Annotated in this window: 19 protein-coding genes; 7 read left to right on the top strand and 12 right to left on the bottom strand. The window is 70.8% G+C overall.

Features of this window, described 5'->3' with window-relative positions; translation table 11 throughout:
- The first annotated feature begins 127 nt into the window (after positions 1-127).
- Positions 128-1,198, top strand: a complete 1,071-nt coding sequence (locus G6N61_RS22675; protein ID WP_163921345.1) for a PAS domain-containing protein — start codon at positions 128-130, stop codon at positions 1,196-1,198.
- Positions 1,199-1,205: 7 nt separating this feature from the next.
- Here the strand turns inward: G6N61_RS22675 and G6N61_RS30955 are convergent, their stop codons facing one another.
- The 7 genes from G6N61_RS30955 to ssd form a co-directional block, all read right to left on the bottom strand.
- Positions 1,206-1,589, bottom strand: a complete 384-nt coding sequence (locus G6N61_RS30955; protein ID WP_276078574.1) for an Rv3654c family TadE-like protein — start codon at positions 1,587-1,589, stop codon at positions 1,206-1,208.
- The gene (locus G6N61_RS30950) at positions 1,567-1,860 is read right to left on the bottom strand and encodes a TadE family type IV pilus minor pilin (protein WP_235887260.1); all 294 of its coding nucleotides are present in this window, start codon (positions 1,858-1,860) and stop codon (positions 1,567-1,569) included. Before G6N61_RS30950 ends, G6N61_RS30955 begins: the two co-directional genes overlap by 23 nt.
- Before the next feature lie 23 nt (positions 1,861-1,883).
- Positions 1,884-2,063, bottom strand: a complete 180-nt coding sequence (locus tag G6N61_RS22665; RefSeq protein ID WP_377039319.1) for a DUF4244 domain-containing protein — start codon at positions 2,061-2,063, stop codon at positions 1,884-1,886.
- A gap of 87 nt (positions 2,064-2,150) precedes the next feature.
- Positions 2,151-2,714, bottom strand: coding sequence for a type II secretion system F family protein (locus G6N61_RS22660; RefSeq protein ID WP_163921337.1), 564 nt, complete (start codon positions 2,712-2,714; stop codon positions 2,151-2,153).
- Positions 2,711-3,496, bottom strand: coding sequence for a type II secretion system F family protein (locus G6N61_RS22655; RefSeq protein WP_163921334.1), 786 nt, complete (start codon positions 3,494-3,496; stop codon positions 2,711-2,713). The genes G6N61_RS22660 and G6N61_RS22655 overlap by 4 nt, the downstream gene beginning before the upstream one ends.
- Complete coding sequence (locus tag G6N61_RS22650) at positions 3,493-4,653, bottom strand: TadA family conjugal transfer-associated ATPase (protein ID WP_163921330.1); 1,161 nt, start codon at positions 4,651-4,653, stop codon at positions 3,493-3,495. Before G6N61_RS22650 ends, G6N61_RS22655 begins: the two co-directional genes overlap by 4 nt.
- Positions 4,650-5,708: a septum site-determining protein Ssd gene (gene ssd, locus G6N61_RS22645; RefSeq protein ID WP_308215017.1), complete on the bottom strand. Its 1,059-nt coding sequence runs from the start codon at positions 5,706-5,708 to the stop codon at positions 4,650-4,652. The genes G6N61_RS22650 and ssd overlap by 4 nt, the downstream gene beginning before the upstream one ends.
- Before the next feature lie 72 nt (positions 5,709-5,780).
- On the opposite strand from ssd, the gene G6N61_RS22640 reads away from it, so the two are divergent.
- From G6N61_RS22640 to G6N61_RS22630, 3 genes are all read left to right on the top strand, one after another.
- Positions 5,781-6,146, top strand: a complete 366-nt coding sequence (locus G6N61_RS22640) for a type VII secretion target (RefSeq protein WP_179973508.1) — start codon at positions 5,781-5,783, stop codon at positions 6,144-6,146.
- A complete protein-coding gene (locus G6N61_RS22635; RefSeq protein WP_163921321.1) occupies positions 6,143-7,909 on the top strand; it encodes an alpha/beta hydrolase in 1,767 nt (588 codons plus the stop codon). The genes G6N61_RS22640 and G6N61_RS22635 overlap by 4 nt, the downstream gene beginning before the upstream one ends.
- Before the next feature lie 412 nt (positions 7,910-8,321).
- Positions 8,322-9,179, top strand: coding sequence for an HAD-IB family hydrolase (locus G6N61_RS22630; RefSeq protein ID WP_163921318.1), 858 nt, complete (start codon positions 8,322-8,324; stop codon positions 9,177-9,179).
- Between the two features lie 434 nt (positions 9,180-9,613).
- On the opposite strand, the gene G6N61_RS22625 is transcribed toward G6N61_RS22630, so the two are convergent.
- Entirely contained in the window at positions 9,614-10,360 is a 747-nt protein-coding gene (locus tag G6N61_RS22625) for a Fic family protein (protein ID WP_163921315.1), read from the bottom strand.
- Positions 10,361-10,530: 170 nt separating this feature from the next.
- On the opposite strand from G6N61_RS22625, the gene acs reads away from it, so the two are divergent.
- Entirely contained in the window at positions 10,531-12,483 is a 1,953-nt protein-coding gene (gene acs, locus G6N61_RS22620) for an acetate--CoA ligase (protein WP_163921312.1), read from the top strand.
- A gap of 1 nt (position 12,484) precedes the next feature.
- Here the strand turns inward: acs and G6N61_RS22615 are convergent, their stop codons facing one another.
- On the bottom strand, positions 12,485-13,147 hold the full coding sequence (locus tag G6N61_RS22615; protein WP_163925030.1) for a S1 family peptidase: 663 nt from the start codon (positions 13,145-13,147) through the stop codon (positions 12,485-12,487).
- 191 nt (positions 13,148-13,338) lie between these two features.
- On the opposite strand from G6N61_RS22615, the gene G6N61_RS22610 reads away from it, so the two are divergent.
- Positions 13,339-13,845 carry a phage holin family protein gene (locus tag G6N61_RS22610; protein WP_163921309.1) on the top strand — a complete coding sequence of 169 codons (507 nt, stop codon included), beginning with the start codon at positions 13,339-13,341 and terminating at the stop codon, positions 13,843-13,845.
- Complete coding sequence (locus G6N61_RS22605) at positions 13,846-14,820, top strand: alpha/beta fold hydrolase (protein ID WP_163921306.1); 975 nt, start codon at positions 13,846-13,848, stop codon at positions 14,818-14,820. It begins immediately after the preceding gene.
- Here the strand turns inward: G6N61_RS22605 and marP are convergent.
- Genes marP through G6N61_RS22590 form a run of 3 tightly spaced genes read right to left on the bottom strand, consistent with a single transcriptional unit; the run spans position 14,817 to position 17,427 of the window.
- Positions 14,817-16,004 (bottom strand): acid resistance serine protease MarP, encoded by a 1,188-nt coding sequence (gene marP / locus G6N61_RS22600; RefSeq protein ID WP_163921301.1) that lies wholly within the window; start codon positions 16,002-16,004, stop codon positions 14,817-14,819. The two genes, G6N61_RS22605 and marP, sit on opposite strands and share 4 nt — an antisense overlap.
- Complete coding sequence (locus tag G6N61_RS22595) at positions 16,001-16,783, bottom strand: NUDIX hydrolase (protein ID WP_163921298.1); 783 nt, start codon at positions 16,781-16,783, stop codon at positions 16,001-16,003. The genes marP and G6N61_RS22595 overlap by 4 nt, the downstream gene beginning before the upstream one ends.
- Entirely contained in the window at positions 16,780-17,427 is a 648-nt protein-coding gene (locus G6N61_RS22590; RefSeq protein ID WP_163921295.1) for a TlpA family protein disulfide reductase, read from the bottom strand. Before G6N61_RS22590 ends, G6N61_RS22595 begins: the two co-directional genes overlap by 4 nt.
- Between the last annotated feature and the right edge of the window lie 19 nt (positions 17,428-17,446).

The raw sequence follows: 17,446 nt of genomic DNA, 5'->3' as shown, positions 1-17,446 counted from the left end.
GCAGGTGAAAGGGCAAGGAGTTTCAGTCTTGCGCCAAGGGGCGGACCAGGCATAACGGCCGAACGGTACGAAATTCGCATCGGTCGATCCGCCCGGTCCGAAAACCTCGCGCCGTTAGAATTCGCCCATGACCCCCGACTGGCTCCTGGTGGAGACTCTCGGCACCGAACCGGTGGTGGTGGCACAGGGCAACCACACCTTGAACCTGGTGCCGGTGAGCGCCTTCCTGCGTCGCGACCCGAACTCGATGACGATCCAGACGGCGATCGCCGAGACCGTCCGCGCAGGTCAGGGCCTGAGCAGCATCACGCCGAAGAACGACCGGGTGGTGCGCACCGAGGTGGTGCAGATGACCGACGGCACCATTCACGGCGTGCACCTGTGGGTGGGACCCCCGAACGTCGATCCGCCGACACGGCCGCTCCCGGGGCCGCTGAAGTGGGACCTCACCGACGGCGTTGCCACCGACACGACGGAATCACTCGCCAACAGCGGCCGCGACCCGTCCGTCGAGACGACCCACGGGCGGGCGTTTGCCGAGGACCTGCCGACCCGTGACTTCAACGAGCGGGAAGCGCACGTGCTCTCGGCGGCCATCGAGCCCGAGCCGGGCAAGGTCCACTGCAGTTCGTGGGACCTCACCGACCACGCGGGCAACCCGATCGTCGTCGGCTTCGTCGCACGGATCATGGCCGAGAGCGACGGCGGGCCGGACCGGTTGATCTGCCGCGCCATCAATTGGCGCAGCGTCCGCGACGAGTCCACGAAGAGCCCCGCCGAGGTCGGGCGCAGCGTGCTCGACGACGAACCGCAGCCGGGCGTGCACAGGGCGCTGGTCGACCTCAAGTCGTGGACGTTGCTGAAGTGGCTCGACGAGCCGTGCCCCTACTACGACTGGCGGCACCGCGACGACGGCGAACCGATGGTCCATCCCGACGACGCCGACGACGTCGCAGCCATGACGGCGGACTTCGGGTCGAGGGACTTCGGCTCGCAGTCCGCGTCGCGGGTGCTGCGCCTGCACGGCAACTACGGCGGCTGGACGCCGATCCACGTGACCGTGAACCGCGTCGAACTCGGCGACGGCGTGTACGCGGGAATGCTGTCGCTGCGCGAGCCGACCGAAGCCGAGCGTGCTGCCTACGAGGGCCGGCCCTCACGGCTTCGCCTGCTGCGCAACAGGATCGCGCGGGCCTGAGCCGTACTCACCCGGGACGGGTCGCCCAGGCGCCTCGTTCCTCGGGCCCGGCTCTGGCCGCTGCCCGCGCCGTCCCGACACCCCATCGCCCCAGCTGGGCGGTGACGTCCACCCGGACCACGACGTCGAGCCCGTCGACCAGGCACTCGGTGACGCGTGCGCGCATGGGGGCGGCGATCGACTCCGCCCACGCACACGCGGCGTCACGCCCGAGCCCGAGCCGGCCGGCGGCCGCCAGCGCGGCGAGGTCGGCGGCGGACTGAGCGCGGTGGCGCGCGGAGACGGCCGAGCCCACCGCGACACCCCCGAGCGCCACCGCCACCAGGACCGCGACCATCGCCGCCGCCACCACGGTTGCCGAGCCGCGGTCATCGGTTCTCCAACGCGGCAACGGCTTCGGCGGAGATGACGATCCCCGGCAGCAGCGTCGACGTCGAGGTGACGCGGGCGACCACTCGGCCAGCCTCGCTGCGCACCTCGAGCCGCGCGCCTGCCGGACCCGCACGGTCGAGCACCCCCGACGCGTCGTCACCGCGAGCCGCCAGCCGGGCGGCCTCGCGCGCCGCATCAACGCAGCGCACGTGCGTCGCCACGCCGGTGAGACCCGCGAGGCACAGCACCAGCACCGCCACCAGCGATGCGACCGCCAGGGCCGCCTCCACGGTGACGCTGCCGGCATCACGGGTCAGACGTTGGTCGTGAGCGCGCGGCTGATGATGTTCGTCAGCGCACTGACGATCGAGTCGCCGGTCACCACCGAGTAGAGGATGGCGCCGAACGCGGCGGCCGCGATGGTGCCGATCGCGTACTCGACAGTCGACATGCCCGTCTCGTCGACCGCCAACAACGTCAGCCTTGTCCTCATCCATCGAATCGCGTTGCCCATGCTCGGTTTTCCTCTCCTCCATCGTGACCGCGGGCCGTCCGCGAGCCAGTACGTCGTCGTGCGATCTCACAGCACACCGGTGGTCAGCACGTCGCCCGCGAGCCCGACGACCACCGGCACGATGCCCAGGCACAGGAACGCGGGCAGGTAGCAGAGTCCGAGCGGACCGGCGATCAGCACCGAGGCACGTTCGGATGCCCCCGTCGCCGCATCGGCCGCGTCGTGGCGCGCCTGCTCGGCGAGTTCGGTGACGCCCTGGGCGAGCGCGGTGCCCGACGCGGCGGACCGCCTGGCGAGCCGGACCAGTGCCGTGATCGCCACGTGGCCGGTGGTCGGGTCGGCCCACGCGCGGGCGGGATCGGCACCCATCGCCAGCAGATCCGCTGCACGCGACAGCACTTCGGCCAATGGCCGCGGCGCCGACCAGGCCGCCGCGGATGCAGCGCCCGCCACCGTCATCCCGGACGACAGACACGCCGCGAGGATGTCGAGACTCGACGCCATCGCCAGCGGGTCGTCCGAGTCGTCCGCCCGCGCGCCCGAGACGGGGCGACGGCGAGACGTCCCGGCTCGGCGCGACGTCCCACCGAGCAGCACCGCCGCTGCCAGTAGGAGTGCCGCCCACGTCATGCGACCACCCGATCCACGATGCGGTCGGACCACAGCAGCCCCGCGCAGACCAGTCCCGTGCCGACCAACAGCAGCCATCCGCCGAGGCCGTCGCTCAGCAGGAAGGGCACGGGGTCGGCGCCGATGAGCTGACCAAGGCCGATCCCGAGCATCGGCAGACCGGCGAGTATCGCGGCGGTGGCACGCGCGCCCGCCATGCCTGCTCGCACCCGGGACGCGAACCGTTCGCGCTCCACGATGTCGCGCTGCGCAGTGCGCAGCAGCGTCGCGATGGCCAGACCGTGGGCCTGCGCCAGTCCCCAGCACGCCGAGAGTCGCTCCCAGTACGCCGGCGACGCTGAACCGTCCGCAACCGCCAGCAGTCCCGAACCGACGTCCGCACCGAGACGCGCCCTGGCGGCGACGTCGCTCAGGGCTGCGGCGACCGGGCCATGGGTCTCGCGGGCGGCGGTCTCGAACGCCGCGACGGGATGCGCCCCCACCCGGAGTTCGCCAATGAGCACCGCCAGGCCGCTCTGCAGGACGCCGGCTTCCTCCGACCGCCGGCCGTGCCGTCGCGACGCGTGCCTGCGCCTGCCGAGCGTCGCCACCAAGACCGCGGCCGCCGCGACCACCGGGATCGGCATGACGAAGGCCAGGGTCACCAGCGCTGTCAGCGCCGCGGCCGTCACCGGTCCACGCCCCACGGTTCGCCGTCGGGCCTCGCGTCGGATCAGCCGGCGGCGTGGCGACGCCGGTGCCAGCAGCAGAGCGGCGGCGAGCGCCAGGGCCGCCCCCGTCACCGCCCGCCCCGTTCGGCCAGCATTGCGCGCAGCCGCGCCATGCCCGTCCCCTCGCCGCGGTCGGCATGCCAGGCGGTCTCGGTCGACACCTCACCGCCCGAACCCCGGACGAGTACGGCGATCTCGGCGAGCCGTCGTCGCCCGCCTGCGTCTCGGCTGACGTGCAGCAGCACCTGGACCGCGGCGGCGAGCTGACTGTGCAGTGCCCGGCGGTCGAGTCCACCGGCCGCGGCGAGCGCCTCGAGCCGCGCGGGCACCTCGGCCGGACTGTTGGCGTGGACAGTTCCGGCTCCCCCGTCGTGGCCGGTGTTCAGCGCGGCGAGCAGGTCGACGACCTCTGCGCCACGCACCTCGCCGACGACGATGCGGTCGGGTCGCATCCGCAGCGCCTGGCGAACCAGGTCGCGCACGGTGACCTCGCCGATCCCCTCGACGTTCGCGGCGCGGGCCACCAGCTTGACCAGATGCGGGTGGCGGGGCGCCAACTCGGATGCGTCCTCGACGCACACGATGCGCTCGTCTTCGGCGACCGCGCCCAGCGCAGCCGACAACAGCGTCGTCTTTCCCGCGCCGGTGCCGCCCGCCACCAGGAACGCGAGCCGGGTCGCGATGATCTCGTCCAGCAGTCCCGCCGCCTCGGGTGCGATCGCGCCCGACCGCACCAGCGCGGCGAGATCCTGGCTGGCCGGCCGGAGCACCCGCAGCGACAGGCAGGTCCCCGCCTCGGCGATCGGCGGCAGCACCGCGTGCAGCCGGACCGTGAACGTACCGAACCCCGTGAGCTGGCCGTCTACCCAGGGCTGCGCATCGTCGAGGCGACGGCCGACTGCCAACGCCAGCCGTTGCGCGAGCCGCCGCACCGCTGCCTCGTCGGCGAAGCGAATCCTGCTGGGCCGCAGTCCCGAACCGTCGTCCACCCATACCGCGTCCGGGGCGGTGACGAGCACGTCGGTGGTGCCGTCGGCCCACAGCAGCGGCTCCAGGATGCCCGCGCCGGTCAACTCGGTCTGCATGACGCGCAGCTCGTTGAGCACCTCGGTGTCGCCGAGCACGCCGCCCGACTCGGCGCGGATTGCGGCCGCAACGACGTTGGGCCGCAACGTGAGTGCCTCACCGGCCAGGCGCTCGCGGACCCGCTCGACTCGCGATGCGCTCACGCCGCACCCACCGCGGACTGCCCAGCCAGCACCTGGTGCACCTGCCGCGCCGCGACTGCGAGCGGAGACGTGGTGCGAACGGTCAACCCACCGTGCTCGAGGACGTTCGACAGCTGGGGTTGTGGCCGCATGGCCGCCAGCAGGGGCAGGCCGGTCAACGCCGCGACGTCGCTGGCGCGCAGCCCACCGGGCGCCGGGCCGCGCACCACGACGCCGACGTTGGGGTTGAGCCCCGTCACCCAGCTGCCGACCGCGGCCGTCGCGGCACACGACCGCACGTCCGCGGACGTGACGAGCACGACCAGATCGGCAGCCTCGAGCACCACTTCGGTGGCAGGACACGCCCGCCGGGCGACGTCGCAGACCGTCAGCACGCCGCCGCGGGTGGCTGCGTCGAGCACCGCAGCGAGCGCCCGGGCGTCGATCTCGTGGGCGGTCCGTCCGGCTGAGAGCACGGTGACCCCGCGCTTGCGGGGAAGCGCATCGTGCAACGCGGCGTAGGCCAGCCGACCGCCCTGCAGCGCCAGGTCGGGCCAGCGCAGACCCGTGGACGACTCACTACCCACGACGAGGTCGATGCCGCCGCCCCACGGGTCGACGTCGACCAGGAGCGCCTCGGCGGCGACCATCGCGACCGCCGTCGCGAACACCGACGCACCCGCCCCGCCCCGACCTCCCAGTACGGCGATCACCGTGCCGCGGCGGCCGCGCTGCGGCTCTCCCGCATCGGACAACTCCGCCACCAGCTCGGCTTCGCCGTCCGGCAGCGTCAGCACCCGCCGCACCCCGATGGTCATCGCAGCGCGCCAATGATCCGCATCGAGTTCGCGTCGGCTCACCAGGTAGACGTGGTCGCGCCGGGCCAGTACGAGGTCGACGCAGCGACGCGCGGCCTCGGCGTCCACGACGACGGCTGACGCAGCCGACCAAACCTGCTGTCCCGATGGCTGATCCGCATGCACCACCCGCAGCCCGACCGCAGCCGCGATGCGGTCGACGTCGGATCGCAGACCCGTATCGGAAACCACGCAGAGGATGCCACCAGTCGAACTCACGACGACCACTCTGCTGCGGTGGACCGACGGAATGCGATACCCCGAACGATATCTGGGGATGAATCCGGGACTGTGGATGAATCCGACTCCACCCGCGAGCACGGCCATAGAGTCGCCGCCATGGCTTCGTCGTTGCGAGTCGACCCATCCGCACTGTGCGCCTCTGCCGCCACGGATGCCAAGGTCGCCTGCTTCATGTCCGAACTCCCTGTCGCGCAGTCGATGACGCGCGCCGCCGGAGACCTGGCCGATCTCAGGAGCGGCTCGGCCTGCCGGTTCGTGGGCGACGTGCTCGACGGTGCCGCCCGCGGCCTGACCGACGAGCTGTCGACCCACTCCGAGCGCCTCGTCGCAGCGGCGCAGCGCTATCGACGAGGCGACGAAGATCTCGGCCGGCGCCTCGGCATGACGGACTGCCATTCGATGACACCGCCATGACTCTCACGATCACCGCGGTCCGCGCCTCCCGTCCCGGGGAACTCAGTCGGATCGGGCTCGACGTCGCCGAGGCCGTCGGCGCCCTGGCGGCGCACACGTCCTCCCACCGTGCTGCGGTGCACGGGCTGCGCGCGACGTGGCACGGCCCGGCATCGGACGCCGCCACCGGTGTCGCTGAATCGATGGCCGAGCGGATGGCGGTGGTGCACGCCGCGCTGACCCGGTTGCAGGCCGCGCTTCATACGGGCTCCGCCGCGCTGACCGCCGAGCGCACGGCCATCGTGCACGCCGTCGATCGGCTCGACGGTCAGGGCTGGTCCGTCGCGCCCGACGGCTCGGTCTCGGTGCAACCGGGCAGCGCGCTGGCGAGGTTCGCCGCCGCCAGCCCGGTCGACGCGATCCGCGTACGAGTTCTGGCCACGAACCACACGGCACGGCTGACGGAGCTGCTGGCGTGGTTCGACGAATCCGACCGCCGCCTCGACCGGAACCTTCGCGACGCCGTGAGTGACGTCCCCACCGATCGGCTCCGGACTGCGTCCGGCGACCCTCCAGACAGCGCGGAACACGGACCGGCCGTTCCGATCGACGGCGACCCCGTCGAAGTGAGGGACTGGTGGAACGCGCTCACGCCCGCCGAGCGCATCCGGGTCGTCGCCGAACAACCGGATCAGATCGGCGGCCTCGACGGCGTTCCCGTGTCGGCGCGCAGCGACGCCAACGTTCGAGTCATGAACCGGGACGTCGACCGAGTCGAACGGCGCGCCGCCGTCACGGGCGGCACCGTGGATCAGCTGAGAGCGAACGCCGAGCGATTCGGCCTGACGCCGGCGGCCGTCACGCGGTACGACAACGCACTGAGGGTGCGGGCGGCGCTGGCCGCGAATGCCGCGAAGACCGGTGGCGTTCCGGGCTTTCTCTACGTCTACGAGCCAGAGGCATTCGGTGGCGAGGGGCGCGTCGCGGTGGCGATCGGCAACCCCGACGAGGCCGACAACACCACCGTCGTGGTGCCGGGCGCCGGCAACGGCGTGAACACCGGCTGGCTCACGGGCGACGATGCGGTGAACGTCTACGAGGAAACGTTCGCCGCAGATCCGAGCCGCAAACTCTCGGTCGTGGCGTGGATGGGCTACGACGCACCCGACAGCCTGCTCGACCCCCAGATCGCGCAGCCGGCTCAGGCCCGTCACGGTGGCAACCTGCTCGCCAACGACGTCAACGCCCTCGACGTCACCAACAGCGCCGACTCGCACGTCACCGTCGTCGGCCATTCCTACGGCTCGACCACCGTGGCCGACGCATGCGCCGGCTACGACATGCGCGCCGACGACGTCGTGCTGATCGGGTCGCCGGGCACCGACCTGGCGCGCACCGCCGACGACTTCGGCCTTCCGCCGGGGGGCCAGGTCTTCGTCGGTGCGGCGTCCACGGACCCGGTCACCTACGTCGGCGGCGACACCCGAGGCACGGGTGTCGGCGTCGCCCTCGGGGCCGACCCGGCCCAAGCCGATTTCGGCGCGACCCGCATCAAGGCCGAGGTCGCCGGACTGTCGACACCGTGGGACGACCACAGCGGATACCTCGCCCTCGGCGGCGAGTCGCTCTACGGCATCGCCGAGATCGCCTCGGGTCACGCCGATCTGCTGGACGATCGCGGCCTGATCGCCGGCGAACGGCACACGGTGGGAATCCCGGGTATGCCGGATCTCGACTTCGATCCCGAACTGTTCCGGCCGGCCACCGGCGGGCACGCACATTGACCGCGCCCGAGGGGTTCGCGGACGGGCGACTTCTGCGTCGGTTGCCCGAAGAGCCAAATCGGTTGGCGGAATTACGAAGTGGCGTGGCTGCCCGGCTACCTCCGGAGCGGCTCTAGTGGGTGCGTCCGAGCGGGGGTGCCAGCAAAACCTCCCCCAGAAAAGGGACGACCCCCGCCAGGGGGGGAGGAGGCGGAGGTCGTCGTGTATCAGCCCCGGGGGGTCGGGCTGATCCACACCCGGCATAAGCCGAGTGATGTTCACTATACACACGCCGACAGGTCGCAGCGCAAGACTTGCCCGTTGCCGAAACCACGTCGTGACCTGGAATGTTGCAGCCACCCGCAGGTGGCTGATTCTGCCACCCCGCCGCCGGCTCGGGGTCGGGTCACGCCCGGCCACCTATGCTGTGATCGTGACCGCCTCCGACTCGGCCTCGGACGACGTCCGCACGGTTCCGCCGGCGCCCGAGGCCGACCACCCGGTGCGGACGGCCGCGTTCTTCGACCTGGACAAGACCGTGATCGCCAAGTCGAGCACCCTCGCGTTCAGCAAACCCTTCTTCGATCAGGGCCTCATCAACCGGCAGACGGTGCTCAAGTCGGCCTATGCGCAGTTCCTCTTCCTGATGTCGGGCGCCGATCACGAGCAGATGGACCGGATGCGCTCGTACATCACCAACATGTGCACCGGGTGGAACGTCGACCAGGTGAAGTCGATCGTCGCCGAGGCGCTGCACGACATCGTCGATCCGCTCGTCTTCGCGGAGGCCGCGAACCTCATCGCCGACCACAAGCTCTGTGGCCGCGACGTCGTCGTCGTCTCGGCGTCCGGCGAGGAGATCGTCGCGCCGATCGCGCGGGCCATCGGGGCCACGCATGCCATGGCCACCCGCATGGTGGTCGAGGACGGCAAGTACACCGGCGAGATCGCGTTCTACTGCTACGGCGAGGGCAAAGTCGACGCCATTCGCGAACTGGCTGCGCGCGAGGGCTACTCGCTCGAGCACTGCTACGCCTACTCCGACTCGATCACCGACCTGCCGATGCTCGAGGCCGTCGGCCACCCCACGGTGGTGAACCCCGACCGGGCGCTGCGCAAGGAGGCCGCGGCGCGCGGTTGGCCGGCACGCACCTTCAACCGGCCGGTCCCCCTGCGCGACCGGATCCCCGCTCCCTCCGGCGCCGCCGTCGCCACCTCGGTCGCGGTCGGCGCCAGCGCACTGGCGGCCGGTGCGCTCACCTACTCGCTGCTGCGCCGATTCGCGTTGTGACCCACCGGACGACGTAGCTGAGCGCTTCCGCCGTAACGATCCGGCGACGCGCTGGTTTTGACCCTTGATGTGACCGCCGTCACGGAGTACAAAGGAAGCACGGAAGCTCGACGAGGCCAAGACCGCACCGGAAGAGAAGGTACGTTCTCCCGACTCGAGCTACCCAGCACGGATCCCCGGTACCCACGCGGAGCACGCCGCGATATGGCAAAAGTGTTGCGGGCCTGCGGAATCGAGAAAAGCGAGCGGTGACGACGACTTCTTGGGTGGAGTCACAGCCGTAGCGCATCGCGAGAACGCCGAGGTCAACCCACGCAGCCCACCAAGCACGCTTGGTAACCGGGTTCCGTGCTAGCGGGCGACGAGCCGAGTCACATCTCGAATGTGGATCGGAGCGTCGCCCGCTTTACGTTTGCTGGCGCCCGGCCGGCCGCTCACTCGGATAGCGCCTGGGCGATGCTCAACGCTTCCCGAGCGCCGGCATGCAGACCACGCGCACTGTTGATCAGCCACGCCGTCAGCCCGTCCGGCGTACCGGCGGCGAATCCGCGAGCCGAGGCCTTGTAATCGCCCGACTGCCGCATCCAATACATCTCCGGCACGCCGAGGCCGTGCGGATCCAGCCCGCTGTTGATGGTGATGAGCCGGGACACCGCCCGCGCCACCACGCCGTCGGCCACGCCGAACGGCTCCAACGTCAGCAGCTCGCCGTGGGCGACGGCCGCCAGGACGTGGGCGGGCACCTTCGTGCCGCTGGTCATGATGTCGCCGAGCAGTTCGAGGCGACGGGCCGCGTCACCGTCGGCTCGCGGCCTGCCCAACCGGTCGTCGTCGGCGAGATCCGATGCCGCCAGCGCGTGCAGCCGCGCAATCGCCTGCAGCGGCGCGCGCTGCCACACCCCGACCAGCGCCGTGGCACCGCCCTCCAGCGCCTCGGCGACCCGCAGCGCGCCGGACAGGATGGGGTCGGCCTCCCCCGCATTGGCCAGCACCAGGGTTCCGCCGTCCAGCACCGACGACGCCCGAGCGGCGCGGACCGACGCCTCGGCCGCCGCGGTGGGCCAGCCCCGCAGGTTGTACTTGTGCCGGTGCGCGCGGCCGAGGGCTTCACGCGCCTCGTCGCCTGCGGCGGCCACACCGGGGAGGTCCGCGAGCGGGGCGAGGGGATCGAAGTCGGCCACGACCGCACACGGTAATCCCCCTCGCGACACGGTCTCCGCACGGTGTCCGGGCAGCAGCGACGACCGTTGAGCCCGACTCTCCGCTCGCTCGTCGCTCCTGCGGCACCGCCCGCAGCCGACGATGTGAGTCAGCAACCGCGGTGCAACGTCTGGTGACTACAGTCACATCCATGTCCGACACGCACACCGAGGCCCAGTCGTCCTACCCGCCTTCCGCCGACTTCGCCTCGAACGCCAACGCCACCGGTGAGCTGTACGACGCGGCCGAGCGGGACCGGCTCGCCTTCTGGGCCGACCAGGCCAACCGGTTGTCCTGGGAGACACCGTTCACCGAGGTGCTCGACTGGTCGGAGGCACCGTTCGCGAAGTGGTTCGTCGGCGGCAAGCTCAACGTCGCCTACAACTGCGTCGACCGCCACGTCGAGGCAGGCAACGGCGACCGGGTCGCCATCCACTGGGTCGGTGAACCGGTCGACGATCAGCGCACCATCACCTACGCCGAACTCAAGGACGAGGTGTGCAAGGCCGCCAACGCCCTGACCGAACTCGGACTGGTCGCCGGTGACCGCGTCGCGATCTACATGCCCATGATCCCCGAGGCCATCGTCGCGATGCTGGCGTGCGCGCGGCTCGGCGTCATGCACTCGGTGGTGTTCGCCGGCTACTCCGCGTCTGCGCTGCGCGCACGCATCGAGGACGCCGAGGCCAAGATCGTCATCACCACCGACGGGCAGTACCGCCGCGGCAAGGCGGCGTCGCTCAAGGAAGCCGTGGACGAGGCCGTCAAGGGCGAGACCACCGTCACCAACGTTCTGGTGGTGCGCCGCACCGGGATCGACGTCGAGTGGACCGAAGGTCGGGACCTGTGGTGGGACGAGGTCGTCGATCGCGCCTCGACCGACCACGCCTACGAGGCGTTCGACGCCGAGCACCCGCTGTTCCTGCTCTACACCTCGGGCACGACCGGCAAGCCCAAGGGCATCATGCACACGACCGGCGGCTACCTGACGCAGTCGTCGTACACCCACTACAACGTCTTCGACGTCAAGCCCGAGACCGACGTGTACTGGTGCACGGCCGACATCGGCTGGGTCACCGGGCACACCTACATCGTTTACGGCCCGCTGTCGAACGGCGTGACGCAGGTGGTCTACGAGGGCACGCCGACCTCACCGACCGAGCACCGGCACTTCGAGGTCATCGAGAAGTACGGCGTCACAATCTATTACACGGCGCCGACCCTGGTCCGCACGTTCATGAAGCTGGGCAGGCAGATCGCCGCCGAGCACGACCTGTCGAGCCTGCGCCTGCTGGGCTCGGTGGGCGAGCCCATCAACCCCGAGGCGTGGCGCTGGTACCGCACGGTGTTCGGTGCCGACAGGACGCCGATCGTCGACACGTGGTGGCAGACCGAGACCGGCGCCATCATGATCTCGCCGCTGCCCGGCGTCACCGACGCCAAGCCGGGTTCGGCCATGACGCCGCTGCCGGGCATCTCGGCCAAGATCGTCGACGACGACGGCAACCAGCTCGAGCCGGGCACCGACCACGGCGAGCAGGCCAACGGCTACCTGGTGCTCGACAAGCCGTGGCCGTCGATGCTGCGCGGCATCTGGGGCGACCCGGAGCGGTTCAAGGAGACCTACTGGTCGCGGTTCGCCGAGCAGGGCTGGTACTTCGCCGGTGACGGCGCCCGGTACGGCAAGGACGGCGAGATCTGGGTGCTGGGCCGCATCGACGACGTCATGAACATCTCCGGGCACCGCATCTCGACCGCCGAAGTCGAGTCGGCACTCGTCGGGCACTCGGGCGTCGCCGAGGCCGCCGTCGTCGGCGCTACCGACGAGCAGACCGGTCAGGCCATCTGCGCGTTCGTGATCCTGAAGGCGAGCGCCAAGGGCGGCGCCGAGGACATGGTCGACGAGCTACGTGCCGAGGTGGCGAAGGAGATCTCCCCGATCGCCCGGCCCCGCGAGATCCACGTCGTGCCCGAGCTGCCGAAGACCCGCAGCGGCAAGATCATGCGCCGCCTGCTGCGTGACGTGGCCGAGGGCCGCGAACTCGGCGACACCTCGACGCTGGTCGATCCGAGCGTCTTCGAGGCGATCCGCGCCAGCAAGTAGGTCAGGCCGCGGGGACCGCCCCGACCGGAACGAAGCCGGATCCGGGGCGGTTCTTGGCGGTGATGTCGGCCAGCACGGCGTTGATCGACATCGTGACGGCGGGCGTGTGCAGCGGGACGAACTTGACCACACAGGTGGGCAGTTCCTCGCTGAACGCGCCGTGGATCATGCCGACGAGCCGGTTGTTCACCGTGACCGGTGCGCCCGAGTCGCCGGGCTGGCCGCACACCTGGCTGACGATGGTGCCGGGCTCCTTGCCGGGGCCCCACGTGACGCCGCAGGAGTAGCCGGTGGTGCGGCCCAGCTTGCACGACACCTCGCCGAACGCCGGGTCCGGGCCAATGCCGTCGATCTGGAAGCCGTTAACGTTGTTGACGGGCAGCACCCGCGCCGGATCGAACTGGATGACGGCGTAGTCGAGCGCGTCGTTGCCCGCCACCATCGTCCCGAGGATGCCCTGGTTCTCGGCGGCCTCGGAAGCGACCTGTGCGCCCGGGCCTCCGCAGTGTGCCGAGGTGAAGCCGATCAGGTTGCCGCGGCTGTCGTTGCCGATCGCGGTCAGCGTGCAGAACGCCTCGCCGTTGATCACGATGCCGGAGCCACCGCCCAGCGGCACCAGGTCCGCGGCCCGAGCCGGCGTGACCGTCGGAGCGAGCAGCGCCATCGCGAGGGCGACGACGCTCACGACGACGGCGCCGCGCCACCACTGTGTTCTTTGCTGCACTCCTGGCACCTCTAACGTCTGCCCCGACCCGCTGAACGCGAAACTCGGTCAGTCTAGGCCGGGCGGGACGGTTGAGCCCCGCGCGACATGGCAACATGATCCGCAATGACCCCGACGCGGAGGACCCGTCCATGAGCGCTGGCGACCGTAAGAACGGCGTGCCGACCACGGTGGCGTCGATCCCTCTGGTGGATCCGCATGCCCCCAAGGCCGATCCATCGGTCGGCGACCTGGTGAAGGACGCGACGGCGCAGGTGTCGACGTTGGTCCGGGCCGAGGTCGAGCTGGCCAAGGCCGAGATCACGCGCGACGTGAAGAAGGGCCTGACCGGAAGCGTCTACTTCATCCTGGCGCTCGTCGTGCTGTTCTACTCGACGTTCTTCCTGTTCTTCTTCGTCGCCGAGCTGCTCGACACCTGGATCTGGCGGTGGGCGGCGTTCCTGATCGTGTTCGGCGTCATGGTGCTGACGACCATCCTCTTCGCGCTGCTGGGCTACCTGAAGGTCCGCCGGATCCGAGGTCCGCAGAAGACGATCGAATCGGTCAAGGAGGCTCGGGAGGCGTTCACGCCCGGCGGCCACGACCCCAAGCAGCCGGCCATTCCGGCGCAGTCGACCACAGACCCCTCGGGCTGGTAGATGGCCGGCCGCTCACGCGGTGACGTCCGGCAGCCGCCCGACCCCTCGGTCGTGCGGATCGACGGGCCATGGCGGCATCTGCAGGTGCACGCCAACGGGATTCGGTTCCACGTCGTGGAGGCGCACTCCGAGCCGGTCCCGGCCAACGCGGAACGGCCCCTGGTCATCATGCTGCACGGGTTCGGGTCCTTTTGGTGGTCGTGGCGGCACCAGCTGCGCAGCCTCAGCGGCGCACGCGTGGTGGCCGTCGACCTGCGCGGCTACGGCGACTCAGACAAGCCGCCGCGCGGCTACGACGGCTGGACGCTGGCCGGCGACACGGCCGGTCTGATCCGCGCACTCGGCCACGAACGGGCCACGCTCATCGGTCACGCAGACGGCGGACTGGTGTGCTGGGCGACCGCGATGCTGCACCCGCGGGCGGTCCGTGCGGTCGGTCTGGTCAGCTCACCGCACCCGGTCGCGCTCCGGTCGTCGGCGCTGCGCCGGCGCGATCAGGGTCTCGCCCTGCTGCCGTCGTTGCTGCGTTACCAGGTTCCGTTCCTGCCCGAGCGCAGACTCGTCCGCCACGACGCCGCGCAACTCGAGTCGCTGGTCCGCAGCCGTTCGACCGGGAAGTGGCAGGCATCCGAGGACTTCGCGGAGACGATCCCGCATCTGCGCAAGGCGATCCAGATCCCGTTCGCGGCGCACACCGCGCTGGAGTACCAGCGCTGGGCCGTCCGCAGCCAGCTCCGCGGTGAGGGTCGGCGCTTCATGAAGTCGATGAAGCGTCCGCTGACGGTGCCGATGCTGCATCTGCGCGGCGACGCCGATCCCTACGTGCTGCCCGACGCGGTGCACCGCACCCAGCGGTACGCCCCGCACGGCCGGTACGCGACCATCGAGGGTGCCGGGCACTACGCCCACGAAGAGGCGCCCGAGGCGGTCAGCGAGCAGTTCACCAGATTACTCGCCCAGGTGTACGGCACCTAGGAGATGCAGGTGCCGGTGGCGACGCGCTCGCTGCTGCCGACCTTCGCCATCTGCTTGGCCACCTCGTTGGCGGTCAGCACGAAGCCGGTGTCGACGTCGTCGACCGCGGCACCGAACACCACGCCCAGCACCCGGCCCTCGCGGTCGATCAGCGGCCCACCCGAGTTGCCTTGCCGCACAGTGCCCCTGATGGTGTAGACCTCACGAGTCACCGTCGTGGTGTGGTAGATGTCGGGCCCGTTGAGCTGAATGATCTCCCGGATCCTGGCCGGGGTGGCGGTGAAGTCCCCGCCGCCCGGGTAGCCGAGCACGACCGAGTCGGTCCCGGACTCCGCCTCGGCCATGTGGAACTCCAGCGGTGCCGACGGCAGGTTCGGCACGTCGAGGATCGAGATGTCGGCGTTCGGGTCGTAGGACACCACGCTGGCATCGTAGCTCTGGCCGTCGACCTCGACGGTCACGGTCTCGGACCCGGCGACCACGTGCGCGTTGGACATCACCCGGTTCGGCGCGACGACGAAACCGCTGCCCTCGAGCACCTTTTGGCAACTCGGCGCCACGCCGCGGATCTTGAGCACGCTGGGCCGGGTGGCTGCGACAACCTGGTCGGTGGCGAGCGCGGCGTCGGGAACGTCGACGTTGGCGATCGGCGTCCTGCCGAACGGTTGCAGCACGTCGGGCAGTCCCGAGGTGTCCAGCAGGGCCGAGAGCCGCGCGGGCACCCGCTGCAGCCACGACGGGGCGACGTCGTTGACTTCGGCGAGCACGCGCGAACCGCGTACGGCGGCAGCGAGATCCGGCTGATCCGACGACGTCAGCGGGGTGGCGAGCAGCCAGGCGGCGATCAGCACGGCCACCAGTTGCAGTGCCACGCCGACCACGGAGTCGGCTGTGCGCATCGCCCGGTTGCGGATGGCGCCCCGCACGGCGCGGCCCAGCACCACGCCTGCGATCTCGCCGATCACCACCAGCCCGAGGATCAGGAACAGCGTCACGAACAGCTTCGAACGCGGGCCGTCGACGTGGCTGACGACGTGCGGTGCGAGCAGGACGCCTGCCACCGCGCCGAGTATCACGCCGACGAAGGACAGCAGGGAGCCCAACGCCCCGGAACGCCAGCCGGAGACGGCGGCGACGAAGGCGACGGCGAGAACGGCCAGATCCAGCCACTGCGAGGAAGTCATCGTTGGCCCTCACCGTAGCTGCTGGTGGCGTCGACGAGCGCCATTGCCGAGTCGAGTTCGCGCACGTCGTCGGTGTTCCACGGCTTGGCCCAGCCCGCGACGTCGAGCAGAGCGGAGATGACCTGACCGGTGAAACCCCACACCAGCATTTGGTTGAGCAGGAATGCCGGGCCTGCGTAGCGGCGTGACTTCTGCTTGCGGTAGACCATCAGCCGGTTCTCCGGGTTCACGAAGGCCCGCACCGGCACGCGCGCGACGATCGCGGTCTCACCGGGGCTGACGACGCCGACGGGGCCCGGGTCCGCCGAGTACGCGAGCACTGGTACGACGTGGAAGTTCGACGGCGGGATGAACATCCGCTCGAGGACCGCGAGCGGATGCAGTCGGTCGGTGTCGATGCCGGTCTCCTCACGGGCCTCGCGCAGCGCCGTGAACACCGGACCGGTGTCCTCCGGGTCGCTGGCCCCGCCGGGGAAGGCGGCCTGGCCGGCATGGTTGCGCAGCGTCGAGGCGCGCACGGTGACGAGCAGGTCGGCGTCGTCGGGCAGTGTCCCTGCGGGCGCGTCGCGTGGACCGGAGAAGAGGACGAGCACCGCGGCGTCGCGTCGGGTGCCCGTCACCGTCGCGGCGGTGCTGGCCACCTCGAAGGCCGCGCGGACCTCAGGTGGGACGCGCCGGGTGTAGGCGTCGGGGATGTCTCGGACGTTGTCGACGAGACCCTTCAGCCAGGCCGGGGCGGCATCGGGGGTCAATCGATCCCCGTCGTGCTCCGCGCTCAACCCTGCACTCCAATCCGTGGGTTCACAGCCTCCGCGATCTCGTCGGCAGTGGCGAATGACCGGGGCAGGATCTCGGCAACGCTACCGTCCATGCGCAGCACGACGGTCGCGGGCATCACGTTGGGCACCTTCAGTGCCGAGGCGACGAGGCGGCGTCCGTCCTGCAGTGTCGGCAGGCGAACGCCCAGTTCGGCGAGACGCAGCAGCGCCGCCGTTTCGTTCTCGTCCTGATGGACGGTGATCACCGAGACCGCCGAACCCATCCGGCGCTGGTACTCGGCCATCGCGGGCAGTTCGTCGGCGCACGGCCCGCACCAGTAGGCCCACAGGTTCAGCACGACGGGGCGGCCGTCGACGGCGCGGCCCACGTTCACCGGCGCGCCGTCGCCCGCGCACTCGAGGGTGACGTCGCGCAGCGGCTGCGGTCCCGCGCCGGGTCCGGGACCGGGACAGGGTGGGAGGTCGGCCGCGGCGCGCGGGCCCGCCAACGCCTCGGGGGTGTCGGCGTCGCGGTGGTCGCGCGCCACGTAGGTGTCGCGCGGCCCGGTGGTGGTCTGGGTGCCGTCGAGTTCCCGCCAGAAGGCGACGCCGAGGCCGACGAGGACCACCAGCACCACGACCGTCCAGCGCGCCGACCTGCTCATCGTCGCGTTCCTCGCGTCA

This window comes from Mycolicibacterium arabiense, assembly GCF_010731815.2.
Taxonomy (GTDB): domain Bacteria; phylum Actinomycetota; class Actinomycetes; order Mycobacteriales; family Mycobacteriaceae; genus Mycobacterium; species Mycobacterium arabiense.
The sequence above is the reverse complement of the archived record's forward strand: the minus strand, read 5'-3'. Positions and strand labels throughout refer to the sequence as shown.

What these genes read in the sequence shown, in the direction of transcription:
- G6N61_RS22675 (WP_163921345.1), top strand. Translation starts at nt 128, where the DNA reads ATGACCCCCGACTGGCTCCTGGTGGAGACTCTCGGCACCGAACCGGTG.
- G6N61_RS22665 (WP_377039319.1), bottom strand. Translation starts at nt 2,063, where the DNA reads ATGAGGACAAGGCTGACGTTGTTGGCGGTCGACGAGACGGGCATGTCG.
- G6N61_RS22660 (WP_163921337.1), bottom strand. Translation starts at nt 2,714, where the DNA reads ATGACGTGGGCGGCACTCCTACTGGCAGCGGCGGTGCTGCTCGGTGGG.
- G6N61_RS22635 (WP_163921321.1), top strand. Translation starts at nt 6,143, where the DNA reads ATGACTCTCACGATCACCGCGGTCCGCGCCTCCCGTCCCGGGGAACTC.
- acs (WP_163921312.1), top strand. Translation starts at nt 10,531, where the DNA reads ATGTCCGACACGCACACCGAGGCCCAGTCGTCCTACCCGCCTTCCGCC.
- G6N61_RS22615 (WP_163925030.1), bottom strand. Translation starts at nt 13,147, where the DNA reads ATGGCGCTGCTCGCTCCGACGGTCACGCCGGCTCGGGCCGCGGACCTG.
- G6N61_RS22610 (WP_163921309.1), top strand. Translation starts at nt 13,339, where the DNA reads ATGAGCGCTGGCGACCGTAAGAACGGCGTGCCGACCACGGTGGCGTCG.
- G6N61_RS22605 (WP_163921306.1), top strand. Translation starts at nt 13,846, where the DNA reads ATGGCCGGCCGCTCACGCGGTGACGTCCGGCAGCCGCCCGACCCCTCG.
- marP (WP_163921301.1), bottom strand. Translation starts at nt 16,004, where the DNA reads ATGACTTCCTCGCAGTGGCTGGATCTGGCCGTTCTCGCCGTCGCCTTC.
- G6N61_RS22590 (WP_163921295.1), bottom strand. Translation starts at nt 17,427, where the DNA reads ATGAGCAGGTCGGCGCGCTGGACGGTCGTGGTGCTGGTGGTCCTCGTC.